Origin of the sequence: Allobosea sp. Leaf344, assembly GCF_001426225.1 — a bacterium.
Taxonomy (GTDB): Bacteria; Pseudomonadota; Alphaproteobacteria; order Rhizobiales; family Beijerinckiaceae; genus Allobosea.
Genome location: NZ_LMRT01000014.1, coordinates 984,267 through 998,344, shown reverse-complemented (window position 1 = coordinate 998,344; position 14,078 = coordinate 984,267). Strand labels below are relative to the sequence as shown.

The window sequence follows — 14,078 nt, the reverse complement described above, 5'->3', positions numbered from 1 at the left end:
CGGGCGCCGGCGAGGGCTAGGCCCGCCGGCGCCCGCCTTGCCGGCGCATCTCACCAGCCTCAGGCGGCGGCGCGCAGCCTCGCGAAGCCGGCGTCGAGATCGGCCTTGAGATCCTCGAGATCCTCCAGCCCGATATGCAGCCGGATGGTCGGGCCGCGATAGGCGGGCTTCGTCGCCGTGCGGTAGGGCGTGCAGTCGAAGGGCAGGATCAGGCTCTCATAGCCGCCCCAGGATGCACCCATCCCGAACAGAGAGAGGCCGTCGAGCATCGCGCCCACGGCCTGCATCGCGACCGGCTCGAGCTCGATGGCGAAGAGCGAGGAGGCGCCGGTGAAATCCCGCTTCCACAGCGCATGGCCGGGATCGTCCGGCAGAGCGGGGTGCATCACCCGCGCCACCTCCGGGCGTGCCGCCAGCCATTGCGCCATCGCGATGCCGGCCGGCATCTGCTCCTGCAGGCGCAGCCGCATCGTGCGGATGCCGCGCAGGGTCAGGAAGGCGTCCTCCGGCGCGATGATCACGCCCAGCGCCTCCCAGGCGTCGCGGATGGTGCGGTAGAGCTCCGGCGTCCGCGCGGAGACGGTCCCGATCAGCACGTCCGAATGCCCGGCGTAATATTTGGTGCCGGCCTGGACGGAGATGTCGACGCCGAAGCGATGGCTGTCGAAGAACAGCGGCGTCGCCCAGGTATTGTCCATCATCACCAGCGCGCCATGGGCATGGGCGGCCTCGACGATGGCCGGGATGTCCTGCATCTCGAAGGTCTGCGAGCCCGGCGCCTCGGTCCAGACGGCCTTCGTATTGGGCCGGAACAGCGCCGCGATGTCGGCCCCGAGCGCCGGGTCGTAATAGGTGGTCTCGACCCCCATGCGGCGCAGCATGCTGTCGCAGAACATCCGCGTCGGACGGTAGACGCTGTCGGTCATCAGCAGATGATCGCCGGCCGACAATGTCGCGAGCAGAGGCAGGGTGCAGCCCATCAGCCCGCTGGGGCAGACCACCGTGCCGGCGCCGCCCTCCATGGTGTTGAGCGCGGCCTCGAGCGCGTCGATCGTCGGGTTGCCCTTGGTGCCGTAGCTGTAGCGGGCCTTGCGCTGGAGGAAATCCTCCATCGTCGGATAGACCACGGTCGAGCCGCGCACGATCGGCGTGTTGACGAATCCGTAGCTGTCCTCGGGATCACGCCCGGCAAGGACAAGACGGGTCTTTTCGCGCAAGCGATCAAAGTCGGCTCTGGCAAGTTTTTTCATGGGACCAACGAGGTGGAGAGGATTGTTCGTCATGCGGGTGTGTCTTGACCGCCCCGCGAAACTCGCATGTGATGGCCGCCGGGGAAAGGGCGCCGGATGCGCCGCCTGCCTTGCTTGACGCTCATGCCGGGCTCTGGCAATCGGACGGCGGACCGCTGTTGCTCGATTTCTATGCAGAAGACGTGAATTTCGGACGTGCGGTCCGACGGATGGCCGGAGGACCGGCGATCCACCTCAATGGGAGAGAGCACATGAAAATGATTTGGGCAGCTGCGGTGGCAGGGCTCGGGCTTGCGGTGGCCTCGACGGCTGCGATGGCGCAGGCGCCGTCGACCCTGGCCCAGGTGAAGTCGCGCAACCAGCTGATTTGCGGATCCAATACCGGCCTCGCCGGCTTCGGCGTCCCGGACGGCCAGGGCAAGTGGAGCGGGCTCGACGTCGATCTCTGCCGCGCCGTCTCGGCCGCCATCTTCAACGATCCCGAGAAGGTGAAGTTCATCCCGCTCTCGGCCAAGGACCGGTTTACGGCGCTGCAGTCGGGCGAGGTCGATCTGCTGGTCCGCAACTCGACCTGGACGATGTCGCGCGACACCTCGCTCGGCATCCTCTTCGCCGGCGTGAACTATTATGACGGCCAGGGCTTCCTGGTGCGCAAGAAGCTCGGCGTGAACTCCGCCCTGCAGCTGTCGGGGGCGTCGATCTGCACCCAGCAGGGCACGACGACGGAGCTGAACCTCGCCGACTTCTTCCGCTCCAACAACCTGAAATACGAGGTCGTCGCCTTCGCCTCCTCCGACGAGACGATCAAGGCCTATGATGCCGGCCGCTGCGACGCCTTCACCACGGACGCCTCCGGCCTCTATGCCGAGCGCCTGAAGCTGACCGCGCCGGACGACCACATGGTGCTGCCGGAGATCATCTCCAAGGAGCCGCTCGGCCCCTCGACCCGCAACAACGACCCGGTCTGGTTCAACATCGTCAAGTGGACGCATTACGCCATGCTCAATGCCGAGGAACTCGGCGTGACCAAGGCCAATGTCGACGAGATGATGAAGTCGCCCAACCCCGAGATCAAGCGCCTGCTGGGCGTCGAGGGCAAGTTCGGCGAGGCGATCGGCCTGACCCCCGATNGGCCTACCGGATCATCAAGCATGTCGGCAATTACGGCGAATCCTTCGAGCGCAATGTCGGCGCAGGCTCGCTGCTGAAGATCGCCCGTGGCCAGAACGCGCTCTGGACCAAGGGCGGCCTGCAATACGCTCCGCCGATTCGCTGAGCTGAGTTCGGACGGGCGGCCGATCGCCGCCCGTCCACCCATTCCAACGCGGCCGGGAAAGGAGCGGCACGGAGTTTGCTGGAGACGCCGACCGTCTCCGGTATCTGACATCAGCATACCGAGAGCGGGATCAACCCGCTCCGCAACAGGGGAACAGCCATGAAGACCATTTTCGCTGCGGCACTCGCCGCGGCCGCGCTCACTTTCACCTCGCACACCGCACAGGCGCAGACCGGCGGGCTGCTCGCCCAGATCAAGAGCCGGGGAAGCCTGACCTGCGGCGTCGGACCCGGCCTCGCCGGCTTCGGCATTCCCGATGCCCAGGGCAATTGGAGCGGCCTCGACGTCGATCTCTGCCGGGCGATCTCGGCCGCGATCTTCAACGATCCGAGCAAGATCAAGTTCGTGCCGCTGTCCTCGAAGGATCGCTTCACGGCGCTGCAATCCGGCGAGGTCGACCTTCTCTCGCGCAACACGACCTGGACGATGTCGCGCGACACGTCGCTCGGCCTGAACTTCGCCGGCGTGAACTATTATGACGGCCAGGGCTTCCTGGTCCGCAAGAAGCTCGGCGTCGATTCCGCGATGAAGCTCGCCGGCGCCTCGGTCTGCACCCAGCAGGGCACGACGACGGAGCTGAACCTCGCCGACTTCTTCCGCTCCAACAACATGAAATACGAGGTCGTGGCCTTCGCCTCGGCCGACGAGACGATCAAGGCCTATGAATCCGGCCGCTGCGACGCCTTCACCACCGACGCGTCCGGCCTCTATGCCGAGCGCCTGAAGCTGTCGACGCCGGCCGACCACATCGTGCTCCCGGAGATCATCTCCAAGGAGCCGCTCGGGCCGGCCGTCCGCCATGGCGACGATAATTGGCTCGACATCGTGAAGTGGACGCATTTCGCCATGGTCAACGCCGAGGAGCTCGGCATTACCAAAGCGAATGTCGACGAGATGCTGAAATCCAGCAATCCGGAGATCAAGCGCTTCGTCGGGACGGAGGGCAAGTTCGGCGAGGCGATCGGCCTGCCCAATGACNGGCCTACCGGATCATCAAGCATGTCGGCAATTACGGCGAATCCTTCGAGCGCAATGTCGGCGCCGGTTCGCTGCTGAAGATCGCCCGTGGCCAGAACGCGCTCTGGACCAAGGGCGGCCTGCAATACGCGCCGCCGATCCGCTGAGCGCCACGCCCGCGCCGCGAGCGGCGCGGGAACGGCCTCGGCTGTTCCCGCGCTGCGGGCGGGCGGCACCGGGATGGGCCGGATCATGGACTGCCGGCTCGTATCGGGCCTGACGACAAGACAAAGGGACACACGTGGCGACGATACAGACCGAAACGGCCAAGCCAGCCCGGGCCTCTCTGCTCTACGACCCCAAGATCCGTGGCTATGCCTATCAGATCGGCCTCCTGGCCGTGGTCGGTTTCCTGCTCTATTCCGCTGCCGACAACGCCATCACCAATCTGCGCGCGCAGAAGATCGCCTCGGGCTTCGGCTTCTGGGACAATGCGGCCGGGTTCGACATCAACCAGAAGCTGATCCCCTTCAGCGCCTCGGGCTCGACCTATGGCCAGGCCTTCCTGGTCGGCCTCTTGAACACGCTGCTGGTCGCCTCGATCGGCATCGTGCTCTCGACCTTCCTCGGCTTCTTCATCGGCGTCTCGCGGCTGTCGAGCAATTGGGTGCTGTCGAAGCTGGCGATGATCTATGTCGAGGTCATCCGCAACCTGCCGCTGCTGCTGCAATTGTTCTTCTGGTACAACGCCGTGCTGAAGCCGTTGCCCGATGCGCGCAATTCGATCGCGCTGCCCGGCAGCATCTTCCTGAACAATCGCGGCCTGATCATGCCGAACCCGATCTTCGCGCCGGCCTTCCAGTATGTGGTGATCGCCTTCTTCATCGCCGTGGTCCTGGCCATCGGGTTCTACACCTGGTCGAAGCGGCAGCAGGAGCGGACGGGACGGCAGTTTCCGAACGGTACCATCACACTGGCGCTGCTGATCGGCCTGCCGTTGCTGGCCTATTTCGCGAGCGGCCGGCCGCTGACCTTCGACCTGCCGCAGCAGGGCCGCTTCAACCTGACCGGCGGCATGCAGGTCTACCCCGAATTCGTGGCGCTGCTGATCGGGCTGACGACCTATACCGCCGGCTTCATCGCGGAAGTGGTGCGCGCCGGGATCCTGGCGGTGTCGCGCGGGCAGACGGAGGCCGCCAACGCGCTCGGCCTGCGGGCCGGCCCGACGCTGAAGCTCGTGGTGATCCCGCAGGCGATGCGGGTCATCATCCCGCCGCTCACCTCGAACTACCTCAACCTCACCAAGAACTCCTCGCTCGCCGTGGCGATCGGCTATCCCGACCTCGTCCAGGTCTTCACCGGCACGGTGCTGAACCAGACCGGACAGGCCGTGGAGGTGGTGGCGATCACCATGGCGGTCTATCTCACCATCTCGCTGGTCACGTCGTTCTTCATGAATATCTACAACAAGCGCATGGCGCTGGTTGAGCGGTGAGGGCGCCATCATGACCGACGCAACGACCGAAAACGCGCCCTACGCCTTCGTCCGCCGCGAGGCCCTGGAACAGCAGCCGGCACCGGCCTCGGTGGCCGGCCCCTGGGCCTGGATCCGCGCCAACCTGTTCTCCGGGCCGATCAACACGCTGATGACGCTGGTCTGCGTCTATATCGTGGTGACGACGGTGCCGGAGCTGGTGCGCTTCTATCTGCTCGACGCCGTCTGGACCGGGGCCGGCCGCGATGCCTGCCTGGCGGACAAGATCGGCCGGCCGGTGGGCGCCTGCTGGGCCTATGTGCTCGACCGCTACCAGTACTTCACCTACGGCTCCTATCCGGTGTCGCAGCGCTGGCGCGTCAACATCGTCTTCGCGATGTTCGCGATCGGCATCGTCTGGCTGCTCTGGGAGCGGGCCCCGCAGAAGAAGATCGGCGCCTTCTTCTTCTTCGTGCTGCTGCCGATCGCCGCCTATGTGCTGCTGCTCGGCGGCGCCAATGCGGAAGCCTTCCTGCGGACGCTGATCATCATCACCATCGTGCTGATGGCGCTGTTCCTGGTGCTGTCCTTCGCGCCGGGGCTGGCGGAATTCTGGATCGGCCCGGCCTTCCTGGCCGTCGAGCGTTCGCTGCCGCCATGGAAGCGCTTCCAGGGCCAGAAGATGCTGATCTTGCTCGCGCTCGTCGTCTTTGGCGTGATGGCGATGCTGGCGCAATCGGCCGGGCTGCCGCGGGTCGATACCGGGCTCTGGGGCGGCATCATGGTGACGCTGCTGATCGCGGCGGTCGGCATCGTGTTCTCGCTGCCCCTCGGGGTGGTGCTGGCGCTCGGCCGGCGCTCGCGCCTGCCGATCATCCAGCTGCTCTCGGTGATCTTCATCGAGTTCGTGCGCGGCGTGCCGCTGATCACCGTGCTGTTCATGGCCAATACGATGCTGCCGCTGTTCGTGCCGCAGGAATATTCGCCGGACCGGCTGCTGCGGCCGCTGGTCGGCGTGGCGCTGTTCGCCGCCGCCTATATGGCGGAGGTGATCCGCGGCGGGCTGCAGGCGATCCCGAAGGGCCAGTATGAGGGGGCGATGTCTCTCGGCCTCGGCTATTGGCAGATGATGCGCCTGATCATCCTGCCGCAGGCGCTGCGCATCGTCATCCCCGGCATCGTCAACACCTTCATCGGGCTGTTCAAGGATACGACGCTGGTCGCCATCGTCGGCATCTTCGACTTCCTGCGCACCATCGAGGCGACGCTCGTCGATCCGACATGGGCGACGCCGACCACGCGCGCAACGGGCTATGCCTTTGCCGCGATCTTCTATTTCCTGTGTTGCTGGGGCATGTCCCGCTATTCGATCTCGGTCGAGCAGCGGCTTGCCGCCGGTCAGAAGCGTTGAAAAAAGGGACCAGCCCTCATGGCCATGGCAGAAACCACCAGCACCCGTCCGGCGGCCCTCAAGGTCACCTCACTGAATACCGACACGGCCGTCGAGATGATCGGCGTCAACAAATGGTATGGCGAGTTCCATGTGCTGCGCGACATCAACCTGAAAGTGTCGCGCGGCGAAAAGCTCGTGATCTGCGGCCCGTCCGGCTCGGGCAAATCGACCATGATCCGCTGCATCAACCGGCTGGAGGAGCACCAGAAGGGGCAGATCATCGTCGACGGGACGGAGCTGACCAACGATCTCAAGAAGATCGACGAGATCCGCCGCGACGTCGGCATGGTGTTCCAGCATTTCAACCTGTTCCCGCATCTGACGATCCTCGAGAACCTGACGCTGGCGCCGATCTGGGTCCGCAAAATGCCCAAGCGCGATGCGGAGGAGATCGCCATGCACTACCTCACGCGGGTCAAGATCCCCGAGCAGGCGGCGAAATATCCGGGCCAGCTCTCCGGCGGCCAGCAGCAGCGCGTCGCCATCGCCCGGTCCCTGTGCATGAGCCCCAAGATCATGCTGTTCGACGAGCCGACCTCGGCGCTCGATCCGGAGATGGTCAAGGAGGTGCTCGACACCATGGTCTCGCTGGCGGATGAGGGCATGACCATGCTCTGCGTGACCCATGAAATGGGCTTCGCCCGGCAGGTGGCCGACCGCGTCATCTTCATGGATGCCGGCCAGATCGTCGAGGCGAACGAGCCCAACGAGTTCTTCAAGAACCCGCAGCACGAGCGCACCAAGCTCTTCCTCAGCCAGATCCTGCACTGATCCCGCCCCTGCGTCCCGGGGACGCAGGAGCGGGCAGGGCGGAACATCTCGCTCTCTCCTCGGTTCATCCGCCACGAACGGAGGAGAGATCCATGAAGATCATGATTCCTGCGCTCGTCGCGGCGATGATGGCCGGCGGCGGCGCCTATGCCCAGACACTCGAAATCGGCCCGGGCGGCGTGACCGTCGACCCGCGTTCACCGCGCGACCGCGCCATCGAGCGCGAGATCCGTCGCGAGGAGCGTGCCGAGCGCTGGGAGCGTCGTCGCGTGCGCAGCGATTGCCGCCTCGAGACGGTGGTCCGCGAGACCCCGCGCGGCGAGGTCAGGCGGACGCGCGAAGTCTGCGATTGATTACGACATAAGGCTTGCGAGCGATGTTGCTCTTCTGGACCATGCAGCGCTCGCGGCAGTAGAACGGCGCAAAGCGTCGACAGAGGCCCGGCCGCGAAAGCGGCTGGGCCTTCGTCATATTTGGCCGGGCTTCAGCGTGCCTCGCGCGCCTTCACCGCAGCCTCGGGGAAATCCGAGAACAGCCCGTCGATGCCGAGCGCGTAGAAGGCCTTGTACTCGGCCGCCGGATCGTTCTTGAAATCGGACGCCAGCCGCTTCGGCTCGCTGCGGAAGGTCCAGGTGTGGACGAACAGCCCCGCCGCATGGGCGTCCTTCACCAGCGAGCTCGGCGCGCCGAGCACCCTGTCGCGCTCGTCGATCGCGCCGTCGCCGTTGAGATCCTTCGGCTTGCCGTTCTCGATCACCTGCTTGCCGGGCAGGATATAGGGTTTCCAGGGCCCGACGCCGTCGGCGTAACGCCTGATCTCCTTCAGCCCCTCGGCGGTCACCAGATCCTTGAAGCTGCGCTTGTCGCCGGTCACGACGAAATCATAGGGCTTGTCATAGGGCGCCGCGAGAATGACCGCGCCATCCTTGTCGACACCGTCGCCATCGACCAGCTGCACCAGCCGCAGCTCGGTCTTGCCGCGGAGATATTTGAGATTAGCCGTCTCGAAGCTCTGGATGATCACGGGCGAGGTCTTCGCCGTCCAGCCCGCGGCCTTGAGCACCTGGAGCAGCCGGTCCTCGAGCGGCAGGCCGATGGCGGCGTGGAAGATCGGGTGCTTGGTCTCGGGATAGATGCCGATGACGCGACCGGTGCGGGCGCTTTCGGCCTTGGCGAGGTCGATGACCTCCTGCAGGGTCGGGATCGCGTATTGGCCGTTATGCGACTGGTCGCGATCGGCGAAGGCCTGCTTCGCCCGCAGGGTCTTGATTTCGGCGAGGGTGAAGTCGCCGGCGAACCAGTCGGTGGTGTCGACGCCGTCGACCTTGCGGGTCGTCTTCCGGTCGGCGAATTCCGGCCGGCTCGCCACATCGGTGGTGCCGCCGAGCATCGGCTCGTGCCGCGCGACGAGCACCCCGTCCTTGGTCGACACCAGATCGGGCTCGATGAAATCGGCGCCCTGGGCGATGGCGAGTCTATAGCCCTCGATCGTATGCTCGGGCAGGGTGCCGGGCGCACCGCGATGGCCGATGACCAGCGGGCGTTCGCCGTTCAGCGTCGGCACCGGCTGGGCCTGTGCGGGTAACGTCATGGCCGTGCCCAAAGCGAGCACGGCGGAAACCAGAAATCGCGTCATGTCGGCATCTCCTCCTCAGGCGTCCAGCTTAAGAGGCGGGATGTGACATTGCGTTGACCGGGCCGGCTCCTATTCCGCCGGGACGATCTGCGGCGCGGCGGCCGGAGTGCCGGTGCGGCGGTCCATATCGGCCACCATGCGACGCACGATGCCGCTCGCCGTCTTCTCGAACAGGAAGGGCAGGAAGGCATGGACCAGCGCGCAGAAACCGGCCGCGAACATCCGGCCGGAATAGCGGATGGCGACGCCGAAATGCTCGGTATAGCTCTCGCCCACCGAAGCGGGATGCCGGGTGAAGATGTCGGTGACGCCGCGCTCTGCCATGGATGCCTCCTGCTGATCGGCAGATTATGCCCGAAGCCGGGCGGAAGCTTTCCCAACTTCACAGGTGACTTCGGCAAATCCTGGGATAAATTATCGCGGAGAGAGCATCTGGTGAGATGGAATCCCGCTTCATGGCGATCGATGAATTCGACCGGGCGATCCTCAGGGAGCTGCAGCGCGATTCGACGCATAGCGTCGAGGATCTCGCTTCGCGGGTGAATCTGTCGCGCAATGCCTGCTGGCGCCGGGTCAAGCTGCTGGAGGAGGCGGGCATCATTCGAGGCCGGGTGGCGCTGCTCGACGCCGCGCGACTGAAGGCCGGCCTGACCGTGCTGATCCGGATCCGCGCCGGGCAGCACAGCGCCGAGTGGTCGCAGCGCTTTCGCGACGCCATCCAGGCGCTGCCGGAGATCGTGGGGGCCTATCGCACCTCCGGCGAGATCGACTACATCCTGCGCGCCCGGGTGACCGATGTCGCAGCCTATGACCGGCTCTATCAGAAGCTGATCGCCCGCGTCGACATGGTCGATGTCGCCGCGAGCTTCGTCATGGAAGAGATCAAGGACACGACCGAAGTGCCGCTCGGCTACGCCTGAACGGCATGGCGGCGCCCGCTCAGAGCCGGTTTTCCAGCGTCGTCTTGGCGTCCAGCCGCTTGGCGGGCGGCGGGGTCAGGTCGGGCTGCGGAGTGGCGGCGCAGCCGGCGAGGGCGAGCGCGAGCAGGCCGGCGAGGGTAAGGCGGGCGGCGTTGATCATCGAGGTCTCTATCCCGTTCCTGCGGGCCGGGCTTCCCCGACTCGCAAATGCGCCTTGCACTTGCGGCCGAAACGGTGAATCGCTCCGGGAAGACCGGCATCGACGCGTTGGGGCCGGGCGAGGCAGGGCAGCTCGCCGCCAGGCTGGCCGCCGCGTCTTCCGCCGTCGCGGCTTTGGCGTCAAGCCTTTCGTCGCAGCCTAGAAATCGACGAATTCCAGACGAAAGCCGCCATGACCCCAGCCGCCCGCCTCAGCGCCGCCATCGAAGTGCTGGAGGATCTGATCCAGCGCCGCCGCCCCGCCGCCGACGCGCTGAAGGATTGGGGGCTGGCGCGGCGCTTCGCCGGGTCGAAGGACCGAGCGGCGGTGGCCTCGCTGGTCTATGACGCGCTGCGCCGGCGCGCCTCCAGCGCCTATGTATTGGGCGCGGAGAGCCCGCGCGCGCTGGTGCTCGGCATGCTGGTCGGGCTGCGCGGGCTCAGTGCGGCCGAGATCGGCCAGCTCTGCACCGGCGAGAAGCATGCGCCGGCGCCGCTGTCGCCCGAGGAAGCGGCGGCGCTCGAGCGTTTCGCGCTGGATCGGGCGCCCGATTGGGTGCAGGCCGACGTGCCGGAATGGCTCTGGCCATCGCTGGCGGCGGCGTTCGGCCCCGATGCGGTGCGCGAGGGCCAGGCGCTGGCCATGCGCGCTCCCGTCGACATTCGCGTCAACCGGCTGAAGACCAGCCGGGATCGGCTGCTGGACGAACTCCGGCATCTCGGGGCGGAGCCCGGCGCCTGGTCGCCCGATGCGCTGCGCTTCCAGCCGGGCCATGACGGGCGCGGCCCCTCGCTGCAGACCGAGCCGGCCTTCTTCTCCGGCGGGTTCGAGATCCAGGACGAGGGCTCGCAGCTGGTGACGCTGCTGGCGGCGCCGCAGCCGGGCGAGCTGGTGGTCGATCTCTGCGCCGGTGCCGGCGGCAAGACCCTGGCGCTCGCGGCGCTGATGAACAATCAGGGCCGCCTCTACGCCACCGATCTGGACAGCCGCAGGCTGGCGCCGCTGCATGAGCGGCTCGGCCGCTCCGGCGCCGGCATCGTCGAGATCCGAATCCCGCGCTCGCGCGGCCATGAGCCGCTGGAGGATCTGGCCGGGCAGGTCGATCTGGTGCTGGTCGATGCGCCCTGCACCGGCTCCGGCACCTGGCGGCGCAATCCCGACGCGAAATGGCGGGTGCGGCCCGGCGCCCTGGCGGAGCGGATCAAGGACCAGGCGCAGGTGCTGGACCGCGCCGCGAAGCTGGTGAAGCCGGGCGGGCGGATCGCCTACATCACATGCTCGCTGCTGCCCGAGGAGAACGACCAGGCGATCGCGGCACTGCTGGCGCGGCAGCCCGGGCTGAGCAGCCTGGCGATCGACGCGCTGCTGGCGGCGCCGGAGGGGGATTTCGCCCTGCTCGCCGGCTTCGCCACGCGCTACGGGCTGCAGCTCTCGCCGCTGCGGACCGGGACCGACGGCTTCTATCTCAGCGTGCTGCGCGCGCCGGGCTGAGCCGGAGAGCAGGGCGCGGGCGGCTGCGAGCTCGGGGGCCGTTGCGCGCCGGGCTGCGATGGCTTAACCGAGCCGGATGACGAGCGAAAAGACCCACGACTCCATCCTCATCATCGATTTCGGCAGCCAGGTGACGCAGCTGATCGCGCGCCGCGTGCGCGAGATCGGTGTCTATTGCGAGATCGCGCCGTTCCAATCGGCCGCCGAGGCGTTCCGGCGCATCCGGCCGAAGGGCGTGATCTTCTCCGGCGGGCCGGCCTCGGTCCCGGATGAGGGCAGCCCGCGCGCGCCGCAGGAGGTGTTCTCCTCGGGGCTGCCGGTGCTCGGCATCTGCTATGGCCAGCAGACGATGGCGGAGCAGCTGGGCGGGCGCGTCGAGAGCGGGCATGCCGCCGAATTCGGCCGGGCCGATGTCGAGATCGTCAAACCCTCGGCGCTGTTCTCCGGCATCTGGGAGGAGGGCGGCCGCTACCCCGTCTGGATGAGCCATGGCGACCGGGTCACGCAGCTGCCGGCCGGCTTCACCGTCAAGGCCACCTCCGAAAACGCCCCCTATGCGGTGGCGAGCGACGAGGAGCGGCGCTTCTATTCCACCATGTTCCACCCCGAGGTGGTGCATACGCCCGATGGGGCGAGGCTGCTGCGCAATTTCGTGGTGGAGATCTGCGGCTGCACGCCGGATTGGAGCATGTCGGCCTATCGCGCCGAGACCATCAAGAAGATCCAGGACCAGGTCGGCGGCGGCCGCGTGATCTGCGGCCTGTCCGGCGGCGTCGATTCCGCCGTCGCCGCCGTGCTGATCCATGAGGCGATCGGCGACCAGCTGACCTGCGTCTTCGTCGATCACGGGCTGATGCGCCAGGCCGAGGCCGAGCAGGTGGTGACGCTGTTCCGCGACAGCTACAACATCCCGCTGGTCCATGTCGAAGCGGAGGAGCTCTTCCTGTCGGAGCTCGCCAAATGCGGCGCCGATCCCGAGGCCAAGCGCAAGACCATCGGCCGGCTCTTCATCGAGGTCTTCGACGAGGAGGCGCGCAAGCTCGGCGGGGCGGATTTCCTGGCCCAGGGCACGCTCTATCCCGATGTGATCGAGAGCGTCTCCTTCTCCGGCGGACCCTCGGTCACGATCAAGTCGCATCATAATGTCGGCGGCCTGCCCGAGCGCATGAAGATGAAGCTCGTGGAGCCGCTGCGCGAGCTGTTCAAGGACGAGGTCAGGGTGCTCGGCCGCGAGCTCGGCCTGCCGGAAGCCTTCGTCGGCCGCCATCCCTTCCCGGGGCCCGGACTGGCGATCCGCTGCCCGGGCGAGATCACCCGCGAGAAGCTCGACATCCTGCGCAAGGCCGACGCGATCTATCTCGAGGAGATCCGCAAGGCCGGGCTCTACGATCAGATCTGGCAGGCTTTCGCCGTGCTGCTGCCGGTCCGCACCGTCGGGGTGATGGGCGACTACCGCACCTATGACCATGTGCTCGCCCTGCGCGCCGTGACCTCGGTCGACGGGATGACGGCGGATTTCTACCCCTATGACATGGCCTTCCTCGGCCGCACCGCGACCCGCATCATCAACGAGGTCAAAGGCATCAACCGTGTCGTCTACGACGTGACGAGCAAGCCGCCGGGCACGATCGAGTGGGAGTGAGACGGGCCTGGTCGAGCGCCGTCGATTGCCGCCGATAGCTCTCTACAACGAGCTGAGGCCAAGCAGCTTTTCGCGACGTGTTTCGTCGTCGATCACCGGGCAAACCCTGCTATCGACGGCCCGAATGCGATAGATGGCGGTCGACGGTCAAGCTGTCGCGAACGGCGCCGCGCCCGCAGGTTCGCGGTTCTCTCTTCGGATCGCTGCTTCCTGCACATCGAGGGTCGGGAATAATCGGTCGTCGGCTGATTATTCCGCGGCGCGCAGCGCGTGGCCGTTTTCGACGAGCCAGGAATCGTGCAGCCATTTTTCCGTGCCGCGACGGCCGGGGAAGGGGATCCAGTCGATGTCGCGCTCGAACACCATGACCTTGCGGTCGGCTCCGACGATGACCCACATCCAGAGACCATCGGCGCTGTTGCGCATCTTCACCTTCATGCCGGTCAGGCTCAGATCTTCCGTGCGGCCATTGCGGGTGACGCGCAGCGGCTCGTCATGCGGCTCGATCCAACTGATCTTCAGGCCTGTCAGCAGGTCCGGCGCGGCCTTGCGCAGGAAATCCATGGCGATGGCCTGCGTGTCCTCGCGCGAAGGCAGCCGACCGCCGACCAAATCGAGGTCGATGCGGGCGAAACCCTTGAGGCGGCCGTCATGGCTAATCACCGTGCTGAAATGCTCGCCGCCGAGCCCAGCGTTGCGGCGGTCCACCCGCTCATAGCGGACGAGTTCCGCCTTTTGCCGATCGACGCTGACGGCGCGGCGGGCAATCTCGCGATAGCCGTCCGGCATGAATGCGTTGGCGATCGTCGCGGCGGGCTGCGATGCGGTGATGGAAGTCGGCATGGCTTTTCCTTTCTGTGTGTCTGCCAGCGCGATGGTGGCGGCGCTGCCTGCGACGATGGCGAAGGCGGCGAGCAGGGTGGCGGGGCGGATGCGGGGCATGGCGAGG

Annotated in this window: 12 protein-coding genes and 4 pseudogenes; 11 read left to right on the top strand and 5 right to left on the bottom strand. The window is 66.6% G+C overall.

All coding sequences use genetic code 11. From position 1 onward, the window contains the following. Positions 1 to 59: 59 nt before the first annotated feature. Positions 60 to 1,250, bottom strand: a complete 1,191-nt coding sequence (gene metC / locus ASG72_RS16540; RefSeq protein ID WP_056714269.1) for a cystathionine beta-lyase — start codon at positions 1,248 to 1,250, stop codon at positions 60 to 62. Positions 1,251 to 1,501: 251 nt separating this feature from the next. Between metC and ASG72_RS16535 the strand changes: the two are divergent. From ASG72_RS16535 to ASG72_RS16510, 8 genes and pseudogenes are all read left to right on the top strand, one after another. Beyond that, positions 1,502 to 2,380: pseudogene (locus tag ASG72_RS16535) on the top strand (amino acid ABC transporter substrate-binding protein); the annotation flags it as partial. 1 nt (position 2,381) lies between these two features. Next, positions 2,382 to 2,526, top strand: a pseudogene (locus tag ASG72_RS21335) (amino acid ABC transporter substrate-binding protein); the annotation flags it as partial. A gap of 159 nt (positions 2,527 to 2,685) precedes the next feature. After that, positions 2,686 to 3,564, top strand: a pseudogene (locus tag ASG72_RS16530) (amino acid ABC transporter substrate-binding protein); the annotation flags it as partial. Between the two features lies 1 nt (position 3,565). Beyond that, positions 3,566 to 3,710: pseudogene (locus ASG72_RS21330) on the top strand (amino acid ABC transporter substrate-binding protein); the annotation flags it as partial. A gap of 134 nt (positions 3,711 to 3,844) precedes the next feature. Continuing rightward, positions 3,845 to 5,038 (top strand): amino acid ABC transporter permease, encoded by a 1,194-nt coding sequence (locus tag ASG72_RS16525; protein ID WP_244488832.1) that lies wholly within the window; start codon positions 3,845 to 3,847, stop codon positions 5,036 to 5,038. Positions 5,039 to 5,048: 10 nt separating this feature from the next. After that, entirely contained in the window at positions 5,049 to 6,428 is a 1,380-nt protein-coding gene (locus ASG72_RS16520; RefSeq protein WP_056714267.1) for an amino acid ABC transporter permease, read from the top strand. 24 nt (positions 6,429 to 6,452) lie between these two features. Continuing rightward, a complete protein-coding gene (locus ASG72_RS16515; protein WP_056714903.1) occupies positions 6,453 to 7,241 on the top strand; it encodes an amino acid ABC transporter ATP-binding protein in 789 nt (262 codons plus the stop codon). A gap of 92 nt (positions 7,242 to 7,333) precedes the next feature. Further along, on the top strand, positions 7,334 to 7,594 hold the full coding sequence (locus ASG72_RS16510; RefSeq protein WP_056714264.1) for a hypothetical protein: 261 nt from the start codon (positions 7,334 to 7,336) through the stop codon (positions 7,592 to 7,594). Positions 7,595 to 7,725: 131 nt separating this feature from the next. Here the strand turns inward: ASG72_RS16510 and ASG72_RS16505 are convergent, their stop codons facing one another. After that, positions 7,726 to 8,877 (bottom strand): glycerophosphodiester phosphodiesterase, encoded by a 1,152-nt coding sequence (locus ASG72_RS16505; protein WP_056714262.1) that lies wholly within the window; start codon positions 8,875 to 8,877, stop codon positions 7,726 to 7,728. Between the two features lie 69 nt (positions 8,878 to 8,946). Further along, on the bottom strand, positions 8,947 to 9,201 hold the full coding sequence (locus ASG72_RS16500) for a DUF6356 family protein (RefSeq protein ID WP_056714259.1): 255 nt from the start codon (positions 9,199 to 9,201) through the stop codon (positions 8,947 to 8,949). Positions 9,202 to 9,332: 131 nt separating this feature from the next. Between ASG72_RS16500 and ASG72_RS16495 the strand changes: the two genes are divergently transcribed. Continuing rightward, on the top strand, positions 9,333 to 9,797 hold the full coding sequence (locus tag ASG72_RS16495; RefSeq protein WP_056714901.1) for an Lrp/AsnC family transcriptional regulator: 465 nt from the start codon (positions 9,333 to 9,335) through the stop codon (positions 9,795 to 9,797). Between the two features lie 19 nt (positions 9,798 to 9,816). Here the strand turns inward: ASG72_RS16495 and ASG72_RS21145 are convergent, their stop codons facing one another. Then, entirely contained in the window at positions 9,817 to 9,957 is a 141-nt protein-coding gene (locus ASG72_RS21145; RefSeq protein ID WP_200939952.1) for a hypothetical protein, read from the bottom strand. A gap of 231 nt (positions 9,958 to 10,188) precedes the next feature. Between ASG72_RS21145 and ASG72_RS16490 the strand changes: the two genes are divergently transcribed. Further along, positions 10,189 to 11,487 carry an RsmB/NOP family class I SAM-dependent RNA methyltransferase gene (locus ASG72_RS16490; RefSeq protein WP_056714258.1) on the top strand — a complete coding sequence of 433 codons (1,299 nt, stop codon included), beginning with the start codon at positions 10,189 to 10,191 and terminating at the stop codon, positions 11,485 to 11,487. A gap of 76 nt (positions 11,488 to 11,563) precedes the next feature. Next, a complete protein-coding gene (gene guaA, locus ASG72_RS16485; protein ID WP_056714257.1) occupies positions 11,564 to 13,129 on the top strand; it encodes a glutamine-hydrolyzing GMP synthase in 1,566 nt (521 codons plus the stop codon). A 249-nt stretch (positions 13,130 to 13,378) separates the two neighbouring features. Here guaA and ASG72_RS21140 read toward each other — a convergent pair whose 3' ends face one another. After that, entirely contained in the window at positions 13,379 to 14,071 is a 693-nt protein-coding gene (locus ASG72_RS21140; protein ID WP_082540398.1) for a hypothetical protein, read from the bottom strand. Positions 14,072 to 14,078: the final 7 nt, after the last annotated feature.

What these genes read in the sequence shown, in the direction of transcription:
- metC (WP_056714269.1), bottom strand. Translation starts at nt 1,250, where the DNA reads ATGAAAAAACTTGCCAGAGCCGACTTTGATCGCTTGCGCGAAAAGACC.
- ASG72_RS16520 (WP_056714267.1), top strand. Translation starts at nt 5,049, where the DNA reads ATGACCGACGCAACGACCGAAAACGCGCCCTACGCCTTCGTCCGCCGC.
- ASG72_RS16515 (WP_056714903.1), top strand. Translation starts at nt 6,453, where the DNA reads ATGGCAGAAACCACCAGCACCCGTCCGGCGGCCCTCAAGGTCACCTCA.
- ASG72_RS16510 (WP_056714264.1), top strand. Translation starts at nt 7,334, where the DNA reads ATGAAGATCATGATTCCTGCGCTCGTCGCGGCGATGATGGCCGGCGGC.
- ASG72_RS16505 (WP_056714262.1), bottom strand. Translation starts at nt 8,877, where the DNA reads ATGACGCGATTTCTGGTTTCCGCCGTGCTCGCTTTGGGCACGGCCATG.
- ASG72_RS16500 (WP_056714259.1), bottom strand. Translation starts at nt 9,201, where the DNA reads ATGGCAGAGCGCGGCGTCACCGACATCTTCACCCGGCATCCCGCTTCG.
- ASG72_RS16495 (WP_056714901.1), top strand. Translation starts at nt 9,333, where the DNA reads ATGGCGATCGATGAATTCGACCGGGCGATCCTCAGGGAGCTGCAGCGC.
- ASG72_RS21145 (WP_200939952.1), bottom strand. Translation starts at nt 9,957, where the DNA reads ATGATCAACGCCGCCCGCCTTACCCTCGCCGGCCTGCTCGCGCTCGCC.
- ASG72_RS16490 (WP_056714258.1), top strand. Translation starts at nt 10,189, where the DNA reads ATGACCCCAGCCGCCCGCCTCAGCGCCGCCATCGAAGTGCTGGAGGAT.
- guaA (WP_056714257.1), top strand. Translation starts at nt 11,564, where the DNA reads ATGACGAGCGAAAAGACCCACGACTCCATCCTCATCATCGATTTCGGC.
- ASG72_RS21140 (WP_082540398.1), bottom strand. Translation starts at nt 14,071, where the DNA reads ATGCCCCGCATCCGCCCCGCCACCCTGCTCGCCGCCTTCGCCATCGTC.